This is a genomic window from Rhizobium sp. TBD182 (assembly GCF_001950375.1).
Lineage (GTDB): Bacteria > Pseudomonadota > Alphaproteobacteria > Rhizobiales > Rhizobiaceae > Agrobacterium > Agrobacterium tumefaciens.
The window spans coordinates 809,685-824,041 of record NZ_BDLN01000001.1 but is presented as its reverse complement, the minus strand read 5'-3'; the positions used below and the strand labels follow the sequence as shown (position 1 = coordinate 824,041).

The following is a 14,357-nucleotide window of genomic DNA, read 5'->3' as shown; positions in this document are numbered from 1 at the left end:
CCTTCAGTCCGAGCGGTCGGTAGTGGCTGTTGAGGTCGGGCTTCGCCTGCGGCTGTGCCTTCGTCTCGTTCGTCATTTCTCTTTCTCCACAATTCACGTCAATCGCCGTTTCGATGCGTGTGAGCTACTTCTCTCGTGGGTAATCTTGACGGATTCGAGGCGAAAGAAAGCGAAGCCCGCTTTTCGGGCTGCGACATTTTGTGTCACATCAAACGACGGTTCGTCGGAGAAAAATAATACCTGCGGTTTCAAATACCGCGATCAAGGCCGTTGCCGCCATTGGCGTCGTCATGCGCGTCCTCCTCAATCGTCAGCGTGCCATAACGGCGGTGCCAGAGGCGGGCGCTGATGGGGATGAACACGAGATAGGCAGCAACCGTCAGAACCAGTACCTCCCAGGTGAAGCTCATCAGCATCGCGACGTAAAGCACGACGACGAGGATCATCGGCAGCACCAGATCGCGGCGAATGCGGCTGGTACCTGACTTCCCCGACCAGACCGGCAGGCGGCTGATGAGAAGATAACCGATCAACACGGTGTAGGCGGCGGCGATATAGGCGAAGGGCTTGCCTGGCTCGACACCAAGGAAGCCGAGATAAACAGGCAGGAGCACCAGCATGGCGCCCATCGGCGCCGGAACGCCCACGAAAAATTCGTTCTGCCACGGCGCCTTCACCGGGCGCTCGATCATGACATTGAAGCGCGCCAGACGAAGGCCTGCGGCAATCACGTAGATGAGGGCGGCGATCCAGCCTATCGAACGCGCCTGATCGAGCATATAGATATAGACGACGAGGGCAGGGGCGACGCCGAAATTGACGATGTCTGCCAGACTATCCATCTGTTCGCCGAATTTGGATGTCGCCTTCATCATCCGGGCGATGCGCCCGTCGATGCCGTCGAGGAAGGCGGCAAGGAGCACCATGCCCACGGCCAGCTCGAACCGACCTTCAATGGCGAGGCGCACGCCGCTCAGGCCCGCGCAGATGGCCAGAACGGTGATGAGGTTGGGTATCACGAGGCGAAAGGGAATTTCCCTCAGGCGCGGCCCACGGCCGCTGTCGTTGCGGCCCTCATGTTTTCCGTTCTGTTGCGGCTCCGAGATCGGCGTTTCCATGGCGCATGCCCTTCCTGTTTTCGTCAGCCGCGACGGCTAAGGACCGGACCCTTGGCGGAGCCGAACTCGGCCAGAACCGTTTCGCCGGCAATTGCCGTCTGGCCCACCGAAACGCGCGGCTGAAAACCTTCGGGAAGGAAGATATCGAGGCGCGAACCGAAACGGATAAGACCGAAACGCTCGCCGGCATCAACTGGTTCATTCGGCTTGACCCAGCAGACGATACGGCGGGCGACCATGCCGGCAATCTGCACCACGCCAACCTTGCCATGCGCTGTCTCGATGACGAGGCCGTTGCGCTCATTGTCTTCGGAGGCCTTGTCAACTTCCGCGTTGAGGAAGAGGCCGGGGCGGTAGGCGACATTGACGATGCGGCCGCGCACGGGCGCGCGGTTCACATGGCAGTTGAACACGTTCATGAACACCGAAATGCGCACCATCGGCTCCTTGCCGAGTTCCAGCTCCAGCGGCGGAACGACGGTCTGGATGGCGGACACCTTGCCATCGGCAGGGCTGATGATCAGGTCGTCATCCTGCGGCGTCACGCGCTCGGGGTCGCGGAAGAAGTAGGCGCACCAGGCCGTCAGCACCAGGCCGACCCAGAACAGCGGTTCGGATATCCAGCCGAGCACCAGCGATGCCACGAAGAAGGCGGCCACGAAGACGTAGCCTTCCTTGTGGATCGGTACGATGGTGTTGCGAATGGTGTCGAACAGATTCATAAGTTTCCTTGCTCCGGTTTCCGCCTGCCGCGTCTTTATATGGTCGTGATACGACATCATCCATACGGGCATGCGACAAAGTTCGCTTAGCTGGTTACAGCCAAACTCCCCGCCCGGCAATGGTCCGGTTGGTGTGCCGCCCTGTTGTCAGGGGTTTATGCCCGTCAATGCGCGGGTTCGCCGCGGTCAACAACGCCAAGATCGTCGGTTTCGCGAACATGGCGCAGCATTTCCTCTGCCCGGATGGCTTCGCGCTGGCGGCTCCACATCGAGGCATAAAGCCCGTTCTGTGCCATCAGCGAGGCGTGGGTTCCGCGCTCGGCGATCAAACCTTCCTTCAGCACGATGATTTCATCAGCGCTGATGACGGTGGAGAGGCGGTGGGCGATGACCAGCGTCGTGCGGTTTTTCGAAACGATATCAAGCGCGCTCTGGATTTCCTGTTCCGTGTGGGTGTCCAGCGCAGAGGTCGCTTCATCGAGAATGAGGATCGGCGGCGCTTTCAGAATGGTTCGCGCAATCGCCACGCGCTGCTTTTCGCCGCCGGAAAGTTTCAAGCCCCGTTCGCCAACCATGGTGGCGTAACCCTCCGGCAGTTTGCCGATGAAAGCGCTGATCTGGGCCGCATCCGCCGCTGCCGTGACCTCCTCGGTCGTTGCCGAAGGGCGTCCGTAACGGATGTTGTAGGCGAGCGTATCGTTGAACAGCACGGTATCCTGCGGCACCATGCCGATCATCGAGCGCAGGCTCTTTTGCGTCACGTCGCGAATGTCCTGCCCGTCGATGGTGACGGCGCCTTCCTGAATATCGTAGAAACGATAAAGCAACCGCGAGATCGTCGATTTTCCGGCACCCGAAGGACCGACGATCGCCACCGTCTTGCCCGCAGGCACATCGAAGGAAATGCCCTTCAGGATCGGTCTTTCCGGATCGTAGGCGAAATGCACGTCGCGGAAGGAAATGGCACCCGGTCCGGCCACAAGCGGCTTCGCATCCGCCCTGTCGGTAACCTCGGCCTCGACCTCGAGAAGTTCGAACATCTGTTCGATGTCGGTCAATCCCTGGCGAATTTCACGATAGACGAAACCGATGAAGTTCAGCGGTACCGAAAGCTGCAGCAGAAGCGCGTTGATGAACACGAAATCGCCGATGGTCTGCTCGCCGCGTTGCACGGCCATCGCCGACATCACCATCATGACAGTGGAGCCGATGCCGAAGATCACGCCCTGGCCGAAGTTCAGCCAGCCGAGCGACGTCCAGATCGAGATCGCCGATTTTTCGTAACGCTCCATGGCGACGTCAAAGCGCTTCGCCTCCATCTCCTCATTGCCGAAATATTTGACGGTTTCGAAGTTCAACAGTGAATCGATCGCCTTGGTGTTGGCGTCGGTATCGCTGTCGTTCATGGCGCGGCGAATGGAGATGCGCCAGTTGCTGGCCCGCACGGTGAACCAGATATAGGCCCAGACGGTGACAACCGTGACCAGCACATAGGAAAAGCCGTAGGAGGTCCAGAAAATGATCGCCGTCAGCAGGAATTCGATGAAGGTCGGTGCGGTGTTGAGAATGGTGAAACGGACAATGGTTTCGATGCCCTTGGTCCCACGCTCGATAACCCGCGAAAGCCCGCCGGTCTTGCGCTCCAGATGGAAACGCAGGGAAAGCCGGTGCATGTGCACGAAGGTTCGGTAGGCGAGCTGGCGCACGGCATGCTGGCCGACGCTGGCAAACAGCGAATCGCGCAGCTGGTTGAGCCCGACCTGTATCAGCCGCGTCAGATTATAGGCGATGACAAGCGCGACAGCACCGAGCAGGAAGGCCGGAACCAGCCCGACCATGTCCAGCTTGCCGTTCAGCGCATCCGTTGCCCATTTGAAGAAATAGGGAACGAGGATCAGCACCAGCTTGGCGACAACGAGAAACGCCGTCGCCCAGATCACCCGCATTTTCAGGTCAAGGCGGCCTTCCGGCCACATATAGGGCCAGAGGTTGATGAGGGTCTGCGTGGGATTGCTGGAATCCGCCGAAATGGTTTTTTTCTTGGTGGCCATCATTTGCTCCGGGCACTGCCGGAAGCCGACAGCAGGGCGGCGGCTCTGGAAAGCCGCCGTGCTTGTCACAGGTAGGGTTGTTGCGGGGTCACCGCAATGTCTTGAACGATCAGGAACCGCTCTTCAGACGCTTGCGATGAAGTTCTTCCGCATTCGGCAGGGCCTTCTCCGGCACACCGAAAATCTGGCCGGGCTCGATCAGGTCAGGATTTTTGATCTGATCCTCGTTGGCGAGGTAGATCGTGGTGTAACGCACGCCCTGTCCGTAAACGCGGCGGGAAATCTGCCACAGCGTATCGCCGCGGCGGATGATGACGCTGTTCTGGCTTTCGGCAAGTGGCGGCTGCTCGAACGTCTGCGGACCGGCGGGCGCCTGCGGTGCAGGTGCGGGCTGCGCGATGATGTGGAGGTCGGCAAGGCGGCTTGCCAGCGTGGCGATGCCCTTGCCGATCCCGGCAACGTCGTTCGGCCATGCCTCTACCGATGTCAGCAGCTGACGTGCCTTGGCGGCGATATCGCCGGCAAAGGCGGTAAAGGACGGCTCGGTGCCTGCGGCAGTGCGGAACTCGGAGAGCGACTTGAGGCCGATCACCACGGCGGAGCGGCCGGCAATGGCCTGGTCGAGCGCCGGTGTAGCCTGATCCTTATAGAGATTGGACAGAATACCGAAGGCCTTGGCGACATCCGTGCGCAGCTTTTCGAAGGCAGCGCGGTCGCTTGCCGTGCTCTGGTTTTCAGCGGGCGCGGTCGTCGTGGCGGCGGATGGCGTTGCGGACGGTGCCTGCATGGCGACGGTTGCCTGGTCGGTCTGCGGGCGCTCGAATGGAACGCGCACGCGCACCTTCACCGTGCCGTCGGCATTCAGCTCTTCGACAGTGATGATATGGCTGCCGACGGAAAGATCGACATTGCCCTCGATGACGAAATGGCCGGAGGCCTCCGTGGTGCTTTTGCCGATTTCCTTGTCGTCGACCAGCGCGCGCACGCTCGAAGCGGCAGGCGCGGAACCCGCAACGAAAATCTTCGAGCCTTCGAATTCGACGGCGGTTACCTGAACGGTCGAAGTCAGAGGAGCTGCGGCAGCGGACGGAGCCGGGGTACCAGCGGCAGGCGCGGGCGTCGTGGTGGCGGCAGCTGTTGCCGACTGACCCGGTTGCGCGGCTTGCGGAGGCTGGAGTGCTGAAGGTGCCGCCTCCGGCATTGCCAGCACGCGGCTTGCTTCACCGGGCTTGGACACCATTGCCAGGAGTTCGCCCGCCTTGCCGTTGGGCACGGAGACGGTTGCGACTTCTTCGGATTGTGTTGCCTTGCCGCTGGCGTCGGTCGAGCGCAGCACCAGCTCATGGTCGCCCGGTGGTAGCGGATTGTCAAAAACGGCGGCGAAATCGCCCGATCCGTCGATGGTCGTCTGCGCGATCACCTTGCCGTTGCTGAGAATTTCCAGTTTAGAGCCGGGCTGTGCCTTGCCTGCGACCACAGCCGAACCATCGGGCTCGACGCGAAGCACGTCAAAGGTCGGTGCGCCCGATGTGGACTGCGCTGCATCGGCGGCAGGAGCGGCGGGTTGGGTCTGCTGTGCAGCGCCATCGTCGGTGCCGGTGAAGACGCCCGCCAGACGGCGGACCTGTGCTGCCGCCGCCGCTGCACTATCCGGCAGACCGCGCAGGAAAGCGGTGGTGCGTTCGGCCGCAGTGCGCGCCGTGGTGATGAGGCGCGACGTCGTTTCATCGAGCGTCTCGGGAATTTCGATATTGGTCAGTTCCTTGAGCGATGCCTCGACCTTCTTGCGTGCTGCCGCAAAGTCGGCGTCGGACGGAACCTTGCTATCGGCGAAAAGCGTGGTCAGATCCTTGATCGACTGGGTTGCGGAAGCCGCGAGGCGCCCGACCTTGTCGGCGATATTGGCGGTCTCCTGAGCGGCGTCGGACAGGATGTCGCCCGCCTTGTCGCTGCCCATTTCAACGCTGTTCTTCACTGCGTTGCCCGCTTCGTTGATGGCATCGCCGATGGGTTTGCCGTCATTGGAAATTCTCGGCAGGACGAAAAAGATCATGAGCAGGGACGCGATGCCCAGCACGATCAGTGCCAGCAAACCGGCTTTATTGTTTTTCATCCTGGAATCTCCGGGTATTGTAAGCTTTTTACACGAGTTCAGATTGCTAGCGTCTTACCTTGCCCCAGACAAGCGGCGTGGCCGTAAAAGGCCATATTTGCAAGGGATTTCCCAAATTTTCTTGACGTGTCGCATCCGGCATAGTTCCTTCCCATCATGACGGACAAAAATACAGCGATTCGATCCATCTGCGTTTATTGCGGCTCCCAGCCCGGACGTGACCCGGCTCACATGGAAGCAGGCCGCGCGCTTGGGAAATCCATTGCCGAAAACGGCATTCGCCTGGTCTATGGCGGTGGCACCAAGGGCATCATGGGCGCGGTCGCCAGCGGCGTTCTTTCCAACGGCGGCGAAGTAACGGGTATCATACCGGAATTTCTGGTCGATATGGAGGCTACACGCCATTCTCTCGGACAATTGAACGAGCCTATCGTCACCAAGGACATGCATGAGCGCAAACATATGATGTTCGAGCGCTCGGATGCTTTCGTAACGCTGCCGGGGGGCGTCGGCACGCTGGAAGAGATCGTCGAAATCATGACCTGGGCGCAGCTCGGCCGTCACGCCAAGCCGATTGTCTTCGCCAATATCAACGGCTTCTGGAACCCGATGCTGGAACTTGTGCAGCATATGCGCGATCAGGGTTTCATCCATCGCGCCCATCTTCTGAACCCGCTGGTCATTGATGAGGTCAAGGACATCGTGCCCGCCATCATCGACCGGGCGCTTGCGCAGCAGAATCCGGACGGCGACCCTTCGGTAATTTCCCGTCTCTAGGCATCGAATAAATGTTAACGGGCCGCCACGCGGTTCGTTACAATTTTAAGTGTATATTAATAGAGATTTGACTGCGGCATCGCCCCGCCCGCTGTTTTCATGGCTCCGCGCCCGATCCTGTGCCAGCGTCTACAAGGCGTAGGCTGAGCGCGGAATTTGATTTTCGCCGCCATGATAGCGGGGCTCATTGGGGAATGATTGCTTTTTTGGTGCGGCTGAAAAGCCGGACGCATTTTATTATTCAGAGAAGTCCGTTTCAGGGCAGGGATGCTATCCTCGGTTCCGCTGCCCGCCGCCGGGTGGACGCGAAAAAGCGGCTCGGAATATTGATCGCCGTCTTTGCCGTTATCTATGGCGTCGTTGCAGCACGGCTTGTCCAATACGGCCTTGCCGAACCCATTGCGACCGCATGGATCAATACCGGCGCTACAGCAGTCGCCTCCCGTCCCGATATCCTCGACCGCAACGGCACGCTGCTCGCGACCGATCTCAACATGGTGTCGCTTTATGCGGATCCGCGCCGGGTCGTGGACGCGGATGAGGTTGTCGAGAAGCTCGCAACCGTCATCCCCAATCTCGACTGGCGCGAGACGCACCGCAGATTGCGCTCGGACACCGGCTTTCAATGGCTGCGGCGCCAGCTGACGCCGCGCCAGCAGGCCGATATTCTCAACCTCGGCATCCCCGGCATCGGTTTCCGGCCGGAGAAACGGCGCTTTTATCCGGGTGGCCCCGCAGCCTCCCATATCATCGGCCACGTCAATGTCGACAATCAGGGCCTTGCGGGTATGGAACGTTATCTCGACCAGCAGGGCCTGGCCGACTTGCGCGCGACCGGCCTTGCCAGCGGTGCACCGCTGGAGCCGGTGAGGTTGTCGATCGATCTGCGGGTGCAGAACATCGTTCGTGAGGTCGTGCTCAAGGCGAAAACCGCCTATCAGGCGGAGGCTGCCGGTTCAGTGATACTGGATGTGGAGACGGGCGAGGTGCTGGCCATGGCATCGGTGCCGGATTACGACCCGAACGAGCCTTCCCGCACCCTTGCCGATGGCAGCATCGACAGGGAGTATGAAAAGGGCTGGTTCAACCGCATGAGCAATGCGACCTTCGAGATGGGATCCACCTTCAAGAGCTTCACACTTGCCATGGGACTGGATGCAGGTGCCATAACGCTCAACTCGGTGGTTGACGCGTCGCGACCCATCCGCATGGGCGGCTTTACCATCAAGGATTTCAAGGGCCGGAACCGCCCGCTGTCGATCCCGGAAGTGTTTCAATATTCATCGAATATCGGCACGGCGGCTGTTGCCGACAAGGTCGGGGTCGAAGGCCACCAGCAGTTCCTGACGAAACTGGGACTTCTCTCCAGAATGGACACGGAAATGCCTGGCGTTGCCACGCCCACCCAGCCGAGAACATGGAAGAAGATCAATTCCGTCACCATTTCCTTCGGCCATGGCGTTGCCACTACGCCTTTGCAGACGGCGGTGGCAGCAGCTGCGCTCATCAATGGCGGCAGCCTTATTTCGCCGACCTTCCTGCCGCGTTCCCGAGAGGATGCGGCAGTGCTTTCTCGCACCGTCATCAACGGAAAGACGAGCGCCGATATGCGTTACCTTTTCAACTGGAACGGCATCAAAGGGTCGGGCAGGGGTGCGCAGGTGGAAGGATTTCACGTTGGCGGCAAGACCGGAACCGCCGACAAGGTCATCAATGGCCGTTATGCCAAGGATATCAATTTCAACGCCTTCGTTGCCGGTTTTCCGATGCACAAGCCAAAATATGTCGTGCTGACGATGATCGACGCCCCCAGGACCGGCGTGAACGGAGGACGCACGGCTGCCTCGACGGCCGCACCCATGACCCGCGAAATCATCACCCAGACGGCTGGACTTCTCGGCGTCAAGCCGCGCTTCGGCTATGACGCGACACCGCAATTGCTGGTCGATTATTAAAGACCCGCATTCCCGTTACAGATACGGGAATGTGGAGAGGTGGCATGACGCGGAAGGTTATCGCTTCAGCCGCATCAGGCTAGATGCGGTATAGATCGCCAGCGCCACCCAGATCATTGCAAAGGCCGCCATCCGCACCATGTCGAACGGTTCCTTGAAGATGAAGATGGCGATGAGGAAGATCATCGTCGGCGCGATATATTGCATGATGCCGATGGTCGACAGCCGCAGAAGCTTTGCACCATTGCCGTAAAGAATAAGCGGAACGGCGGTGACGATGCCGCTGGCCGCAAGCAGCCAGGTGTCGGTCGCATTGCCGGCCATGAAATGCGCCTGTCCGCTAATGGCAAGCCAGGCTAGCACCAGCACGGCCGGAACGGAAAGAAGCATGACTTCAAGCAGGAAGCCCTGTGTGGCGCCGATTGGCAGCGTCTTGCGGAAGAAGGCGTAAAAACCCCAGGACACGGTGAGCGCAATGGAAACCCATGGCAGGCTGCCCGCATGCCAGGTGAGGATCGCAACGGCCAGCCCCACGAGGCCGATGGCGGCGATCTGCGCCGGATAAAGCTTTTCCTTGAGCAGTACCGCGCCGAGGAAGATGCTGAACAGCGGATTGATAAAATAGCCGAGCGCGGCATCGAGTGCGCGGCCCGCGCCGATCGCCCAGATATATATGCCCCAGTTGATGCTGATGAGCGCGGCCGTGAGGCTTGCCATGGCGAGCATTTTAGGGGTTTTCAGCGCAGTGCGGATTTCCGCCGTGCGACCGAGAACGATAAGGACGGCGGCGCCGATCGGCACCGACCAGATGACGCGGTGCACGATGACCTCTATCGGCGAAATATGCGCAACCGCCTTCATGTAGATGGGAAGGAATCCCCACAGCAGATATGCGGAGAGCGCGAAAGCAAAACCGCGTGCGCTATCGCCGCCCTCTTGGGCCGGAAGCGTTTTATCGAGTGCCATGGGAGTACCGCCAATTATTAGGGATGGCCCTTCATAACGGATCGGCGTAGCGCGGGCCAATTCATTTCCGTGAAGCGTTCATGAGAAAAACTGCATGAATAAAAGGCGATTTGCTCTTGAAACAGGCGACTTTGCGACCAAACGGATGATCCACGCACAAAAATCTGCGTGAATCGTTATCTCATCAGGCCGCTTCAAGCATCTGAAAGGCCTGCCTATTTCCCCCCGAAAAGATCGGTTGCGCGGATCAGCTGGTCAAGAATGCCGGGTTCGCTCAGGGCATGCCCGGCTGCCTCGACAATATGGAAATCAGCCTTCGGCCAGGCCTTGGCAAGCTGCCAGGCATATTTCAGCGGGCAGGGCATATCGTAACGCCCGTGCACGATGACGCCCGGAATATCGCGAAGCTTGCCGGCATCGCGCAGCAATTGCCCTTCCTCCAGCCAGCCGCCATTGACGAAGAAGTGGTTCTCGATGCGTGCGAAGGCGATGGCGTATTTATCCTCGCCGAAATCCTCGACGCGCGCCGGATCGGTAACAAGGGCGATGGTTGCGCCTTCCCACTGGCTCCATGCTCGCGCGCATTCGAGCTTCTTGGCTTCGTCCGTACCGGTGAGATAGCGATTATAGGCCTGCATCATCTCGCCGCGCTCGGCTTCAGGAATTGGCGCTATGAAGTTTTCCCAGCGATCGGGATACATTTCAGAAACGCCGAACTGGTAATACCAGTCCAGTTCCGGCCTGGTGACCGTGTAGATGCCGCGCAGCACCAGTTCGCTCACGCGTTCGGGATGAGTCTCGGCATAGGCGAGTGCCAGCGTCGAGCCCCAGGAGCCGCCGAAAACCAGCCATTTTTCAAAGCCGCACAGCGCACGGAGCCTTTCAATGTCGGCAACCAGATGCCAGGTGGTGTTGGCTTCCAGTTCCGCATGCGGCGTGGAGCGACCGCAGCCGCGCTGATCGAACAGGATGACGTCGTAAAGTGCCGGATCGAAAACGCGGCGATGCGTGGGATTTACCCCGCCGCCCGGACCGCCATGCAGGAAAACCGCCGGTTTCGCACCGCGTGTACCAACCCGCTCCCAATAGATCGTGTGCCCATCGCCGACATCGAGCATGCCGCTCTCGAAGGGTTCGATCTCGGGGTAAAAGCTGCGCAATTCTTCGGTCATGTCTTACTTTCCTTCGGGTGGCCATTCGGCCGTGTCACGATCCGGGTGTTGCCGGTTGTTGACCGGTAGCCGGTTTTCATCCGGCGCAGCTTCCGGCTCGACCGGCAAGCCGTCAAGGTCACCGAACCAATGCATTTTGCTGTCGAGATTTGATTGCGCCTCGGGCTTTATCAGCTCCGGCTCGTCCAGCGAACCAAGCGTGATGTTGATGAAATCGGCGTCCGGCATGTCATAGAAAAGCGGCGTGCCGCACCGTTCGCAAAAACCGCGCCGCACGTGATCGGACGACTGGAACCACGAAGCCTCGCCACGGGTCATTCCAAACTTCGCGCGGGTACTTGCTGCAAGCGGCATGAAATAGTTGCCCGATGCCTTCTGGCACATGCGGCAATGACACAGATGCGGATAGCGCAACCCGCCATCGATCCGGTAACGCACGGCGCCACACTGGCATCCGCCGCTGAGGCTTTCTGAACCGTTCATGCGCGGTCATCTTCCGGCGGCCAGACCTTGGTGTCGTGGTCCGGGTGTTGGAAGGAGGTGATATCAGCCTCATCGACGCTCTGCTCGATTGCAGGTTTTGAAAACAGCTGCTCGATCCAGGGCATGCGCTTGTGGATATTGACCTGCACCTGCGGTTCGATCCGCTCCGGATGATCGAAAGCGCCGATCGCGATCTCTACGCCGCCAGGATAATGATAGGTCAGCGGCGTGCCGCATTTGTTGCAGAAGCCGCGATGGATTTTCGCAGATGAACGGAAGAGGGAAGGCTGGCCGCGCGTCCATGTCAGATGCGCCTGATCGGCGGTGACGAGTGCACCGAAGAAATTGCCGAAATGCTTCTGGCACATGCGACAATGGCAAATGGAGGGGCGACCGATCTTGCCCGCATGAAACCGCACGGCGCCGCACTGGCAGCCGCCGGAAAAGCCTGTTTCGCTCATCGTTTATTCTCCGGGGGCCAGCTCTCGGTGTCATGGTCGGGGTGCTGGTAGGAAACGAGGTTGGTCAGATAGTCGACCGAGGTCAGATCGTCTTCCGTTGGGACGGCGGGTAGCGTGTGGATGCTGTCGACGAAATCGATTTTGCGTTCCACGCCCCACTGAATGGTGGGCGGCAAGGCGGCGGGATCGTCGAAAGCACCGGCCGCAACCGCCATGCCATCCGGCGCCTCATAGGTCAGCGGCGTGCCGCATTCGGGGCAGAAGCCGCGCTTGACGACGCTGGAGGACTGAAAACGTTTCGGCTCCCCCCGCGTCCATTCGAAATTGACGCCGCGCACGGAAACCAGCGGCGCGTAATAGGCCCCAAAAGCCTTCTGGCACATGCGGCAATGACAGATGGAACTGTACTTGAGATCGCCGGTCGCGCGGAACCGGATCGCGCCGCACTGGCATCCGCCGGTGTAGGTGGTCATGGTTGGCTCTCCTTTACCGTCCGGATAATGTGGAGACAGACATTGTCGATGTCTTTCACAACATCTTCGTTCCAGAAACGCAGAACCCGCCAGCCACACTGCTCCAGCGTCTCCGTTCGTTGCCGATCATAGTCTGCCGCAGCATCTTCCGCATGCTGAAACCTGTCTAACTCGACAATGATCTTATGCGACGGGCAGGTGAAATCAACGATGTATCCTGCGACAGGCAGCTGGCGTCTGAAAGACAGACCTGCAAGACGATGGGCACGGACGGCGTTCCAGAACTTGAGTTCGGCGCCTGTCATGACCTTGCGCATCTGCCGAGCATGTTTCCGATGTCGGGGGCTGACCTTGGCATGGGGCATCGGGATGCTCGCGACTTGATCGGTTGCCGCGAGATTGTAGCATGGTGTGGACGAAATCAAGGGCCTGTCGTGGGGCATCACCACCCTCTGCCCTGCCGGGCATCTCCCCCTCAAGGGGGGAGATCGACAAGCGGCTAGCACCCTACCTATGGAATGCGCGGGGACTTATCGCACTAGCGCGCGGCATCTGATCTCCCCCTTGAGGGGGAGATGCCCGGCAGGGCAGAGGGAGGTAAGTCCCAAGCCGCAGCAGCAAATTACCGCTTCAACTCCCAGGTCGTCGTCCGTTCCCCGGTTTCCTTATCCTTGCCATCCTTCAACTGAATGCCCTTTTCAGAAAGCTCGTCGCGCAAACGATCCGCCTCTGCAAAGTTCTTCGCCTTCAGCATTTCCAGACGCAGTTGCACTAGGGCATCGACTGCCGAAACGATAGCCTCGTCCACTTCCGCTTTCTTCGGCAATACGCCGAGCAGGGCGGCGCTGGCCGCAAAGGCGGGCAGGCGGGCAGGATCGGTGTTGGCGGCATGTGCCAGCGCGTGAAGCGCCTGCACGGCGGCAACCGTGTTCAGGTCGTCGGCAAGCGCATCAAGCACGGTTTCGTCCGGTGCCGCGTCGGAGGCTTCGGCCGCCGGCCACTTGGCGAGAAGACGTTCGGCCTCTTCGAGACGCTTCACCGAAAAATCGATTGGCTCGCGGTAATGCGTCATCAGCATGGCAAGGCGAAGAACCTCGCCCGGCCATTGGCGGCCGCCAAATTTTTCGGTGTGCAGCAATTCATAGATGGTCACGAAGTTGCCCTCGGACTTCGACATCTTGCGGCCTTCCACCTGCACGAAGCCGTTATGCATCCACACATTGGCCATCACCTGCGTGCCGTGGGCGCAGCGGGATTGCGCGATTTCGTTCTCGTGATGCGGGAAAATGAGATCGAGCCCGCCGCCGTGAATGTCGAACACTTCGCCGAGGTAGCGACCGGCCATGGCCGAGCATTCGATGTGCCAGCCCGGACGGCCGCGGCCCCAAGGGCTTTCCCAGCCGGGCTCATTATCAGAGGAAAGTTTCCACAGCACGAAATCGCCGGGGGTCTTCTTGTGTGCTTCCACCGCCACGCGCGCGCCGGCCTGCTGTTCGTCCAGCGGGCGTTTGGACAACTGGCCGTAATCGGCCATCGAGCGCGTGTCGAACAGCACTTCGCCGCCCGCCGCATAGGCATGGCCGCGCGCGATCAGCTTCTCGATGATGTCGATCATCTCGGCGATGTAGTCGGTGGCGCGCGGTTCAACGGTCGGCTGCAGGCAGCCGAGTGCTGCCACATCCTCATGGAACTGGTCGGCGGTCTTTTTCGTCACCGCGTGGATGGCGTCGTTCAGCGGCAGATGCGGATAGTCGCGCAGCGCCCTTGCGTTGATCTTGTCGTCGAGATCGGTGATGTTGCGGGCGTAGGTCACATGGCTTTCGCCATAGACGTGGCGCAGCAGCCGGTAAAGAACATCGAAAACGATGACCGGGCGCGCATTGCCGATATGGGCGAAATCGTAAACCGTTGGTCCGCAGACATACATGCGCACATTGTCGGCGTCGATCGGCGCAAATTCCGTCTTTTCGCGTGTCAGGGTGTTGTGGAGTTTCAGGCGCAAGGACATGCGGCGTTCCCTAAAGGCAGTCAATTGTCCTGGCCGGACCGTTTGTCTGTTGGACCTT

Annotated in this window: 13 protein-coding genes; 2 read left to right on the top strand and 11 right to left on the bottom strand. The window is 59.9% G+C overall.

The window, feature by feature from the left end; genetic code table 11:
• Positions 1 to 248 precede the first annotated feature (248 nt).
• The 4 genes from pssA to T18_RS04130 form a co-directional block, all read right to left on the bottom strand.
• Positions 249 to 1,118, bottom strand: coding sequence for a CDP-diacylglycerol--serine O-phosphatidyltransferase (gene pssA, locus T18_RS04145; protein WP_003512304.1), 870 nt, complete (start codon positions 1,116 to 1,118; stop codon positions 249 to 251).
• Positions 1,119 to 1,141: 23 nt separating this feature from the next.
• Positions 1,142 to 1,840 (bottom strand): phosphatidylserine decarboxylase, encoded by a 699-nt coding sequence (locus T18_RS04140; protein ID WP_003512305.1) that lies wholly within the window; start codon positions 1,838 to 1,840, stop codon positions 1,142 to 1,144.
• A gap of 164 nt (positions 1,841 to 2,004) precedes the next feature.
• A complete protein-coding gene (locus T18_RS04135) occupies positions 2,005 to 3,891 on the bottom strand; it encodes an ABCB family ABC transporter ATP-binding protein/permease (RefSeq protein ID WP_038490492.1) in 1,887 nt (628 codons plus the stop codon).
• Positions 3,892 to 4,000: 109 nt separating this feature from the next.
• Positions 4,001 to 6,004, bottom strand: coding sequence for a LysM peptidoglycan-binding domain-containing protein (locus T18_RS04130; protein ID WP_038490495.1), 2,004 nt, complete (start codon positions 6,002 to 6,004; stop codon positions 4,001 to 4,003).
• A 156-nt stretch (positions 6,005 to 6,160) separates the two neighbouring features.
• On the opposite strand from T18_RS04130, the gene T18_RS04125 reads away from it, so the two are divergent.
• Both T18_RS04125 and T18_RS04120 read left to right on the top strand, forming a co-directional pair.
• Entirely contained in the window at positions 6,161 to 6,781 is a 621-nt protein-coding gene (locus tag T18_RS04125; protein WP_075807491.1) for a TIGR00730 family Rossman fold protein, read from the top strand.
• A 194-nt stretch (positions 6,782 to 6,975) separates the two neighbouring features.
• Positions 6,976 to 8,736 carry a peptidoglycan D,D-transpeptidase FtsI family protein gene (locus T18_RS04120; protein WP_038490500.1) on the top strand — a complete coding sequence of 587 codons (1,761 nt, stop codon included), beginning with the start codon at positions 6,976 to 6,978 and terminating at the stop codon, positions 8,734 to 8,736.
• A gap of 57 nt (positions 8,737 to 8,793) precedes the next feature.
• On the opposite strand, the gene rarD is transcribed toward T18_RS04120, so the two are convergent.
• From rarD to cysS, 7 genes are all read right to left on the bottom strand, one after another.
• Positions 8,794 to 9,702, bottom strand: a complete 909-nt coding sequence (rarD, locus tag T18_RS04115) for an EamA family transporter RarD (RefSeq protein ID WP_038490503.1) — start codon at positions 9,700 to 9,702, stop codon at positions 8,794 to 8,796.
• 215 nt (positions 9,703 to 9,917) lie between these two features.
• Entirely contained in the window at positions 9,918 to 10,874 is a 957-nt protein-coding gene (gene pip / locus T18_RS04110) for a prolyl aminopeptidase (protein ID WP_038490506.1), read from the bottom strand.
• Positions 10,875 to 10,877: 3 nt separating this feature from the next.
• The gene (locus T18_RS04105; protein ID WP_038490509.1) at positions 10,878 to 11,357 is read right to left on the bottom strand and encodes a GFA family protein; all 480 of its coding nucleotides are present in this window, start codon (positions 11,355 to 11,357) and stop codon (positions 10,878 to 10,880) included.
• Positions 11,354 to 11,818 carry a GFA family protein gene (locus T18_RS04100; protein WP_003512324.1) on the bottom strand — a complete coding sequence of 155 codons (465 nt, stop codon included), beginning with the start codon at positions 11,816 to 11,818 and terminating at the stop codon, positions 11,354 to 11,356. The genes T18_RS04105 and T18_RS04100 overlap by 4 nt, the downstream gene beginning before the upstream one ends.
• Positions 11,815 to 12,291, bottom strand: coding sequence for a GFA family protein (locus T18_RS04095; RefSeq protein WP_038490512.1), 477 nt, complete (start codon positions 12,289 to 12,291; stop codon positions 11,815 to 11,817). The genes T18_RS04100 and T18_RS04095 overlap by 4 nt, the downstream gene beginning before the upstream one ends.
• Positions 12,288 to 12,596, bottom strand: a complete 309-nt coding sequence (locus tag T18_RS04090) for an endonuclease domain-containing protein (protein ID WP_038492745.1) — start codon at positions 12,594 to 12,596, stop codon at positions 12,288 to 12,290. The genes T18_RS04095 and T18_RS04090 overlap by 4 nt, the downstream gene beginning before the upstream one ends.
• Positions 12,597 to 12,913: 317 nt before the next feature.
• Entirely contained in the window at positions 12,914 to 14,299 is a 1,386-nt protein-coding gene (cysS, locus tag T18_RS04080) for a cysteine--tRNA ligase (RefSeq protein ID WP_013635827.1), read from the bottom strand.
• Positions 14,300 to 14,357: the final 58 nt, after the last annotated feature.

Excerpts from the sequence above, each read along its gene's own strand:
- pssA (WP_003512304.1), bottom strand. The coding sequence starts at position 1,118 with ATGGAAACGCCGATCTCGGAGCCGCAACAGAACGGAAAACATGAGGGC.
- T18_RS04140 (WP_003512305.1), bottom strand. The coding sequence starts at position 1,840 with ATGAATCTGTTCGACACCATTCGCAACACCATCGTACCGATCCACAAG.
- T18_RS04135 (WP_038490492.1), bottom strand. The coding sequence starts at position 3,891 with ATGGCCACCAAGAAAAAAACCATTTCGGCGGATTCCAGCAATCCCACG.
- T18_RS04130 (WP_038490495.1), bottom strand. The coding sequence starts at position 6,004 with ATGAAAAACAATAAAGCCGGTTTGCTGGCACTGATCGTGCTGGGCATC.
- T18_RS04125 (WP_075807491.1), top strand. The coding sequence starts at position 6,161 with ATGACGGACAAAAATACAGCGATTCGATCCATCTGCGTTTATTGCGGC.
- T18_RS04120 (WP_038490500.1), top strand. The coding sequence starts at position 6,976 with ATGATTGCTTTTTTGGTGCGGCTGAAAAGCCGGACGCATTTTATTATT.
- rarD (WP_038490503.1), bottom strand. The coding sequence starts at position 9,702 with ATGGCACTCGATAAAACGCTTCCGGCCCAAGAGGGCGGCGATAGCGCA.
- pip (WP_038490506.1), bottom strand. The coding sequence starts at position 10,874 with ATGACCGAAGAATTGCGCAGCTTTTACCCCGAGATCGAACCCTTCGAG.
- T18_RS04105 (WP_038490509.1), bottom strand. The coding sequence starts at position 11,357 with ATGAACGGTTCAGAAAGCCTCAGCGGCGGATGCCAGTGTGGCGCCGTG.
- T18_RS04100 (WP_003512324.1), bottom strand. The coding sequence starts at position 11,818 with ATGAGCGAAACAGGCTTTTCCGGCGGCTGCCAGTGCGGCGCCGTGCGG.
- T18_RS04095 (WP_038490512.1), bottom strand. The coding sequence starts at position 12,291 with ATGACCACCTACACCGGCGGATGCCAGTGCGGCGCGATCCGGTTCCGC.
- T18_RS04090 (WP_038492745.1), bottom strand. The coding sequence starts at position 12,596 with ATGACAGGCGCCGAACTCAAGTTCTGGAACGCCGTCCGTGCCCATCGT.
- cysS (WP_013635827.1), bottom strand. The coding sequence starts at position 14,299 with ATGTCCTTGCGCCTGAAACTCCACAACACCCTGACACGCGAAAAGACG.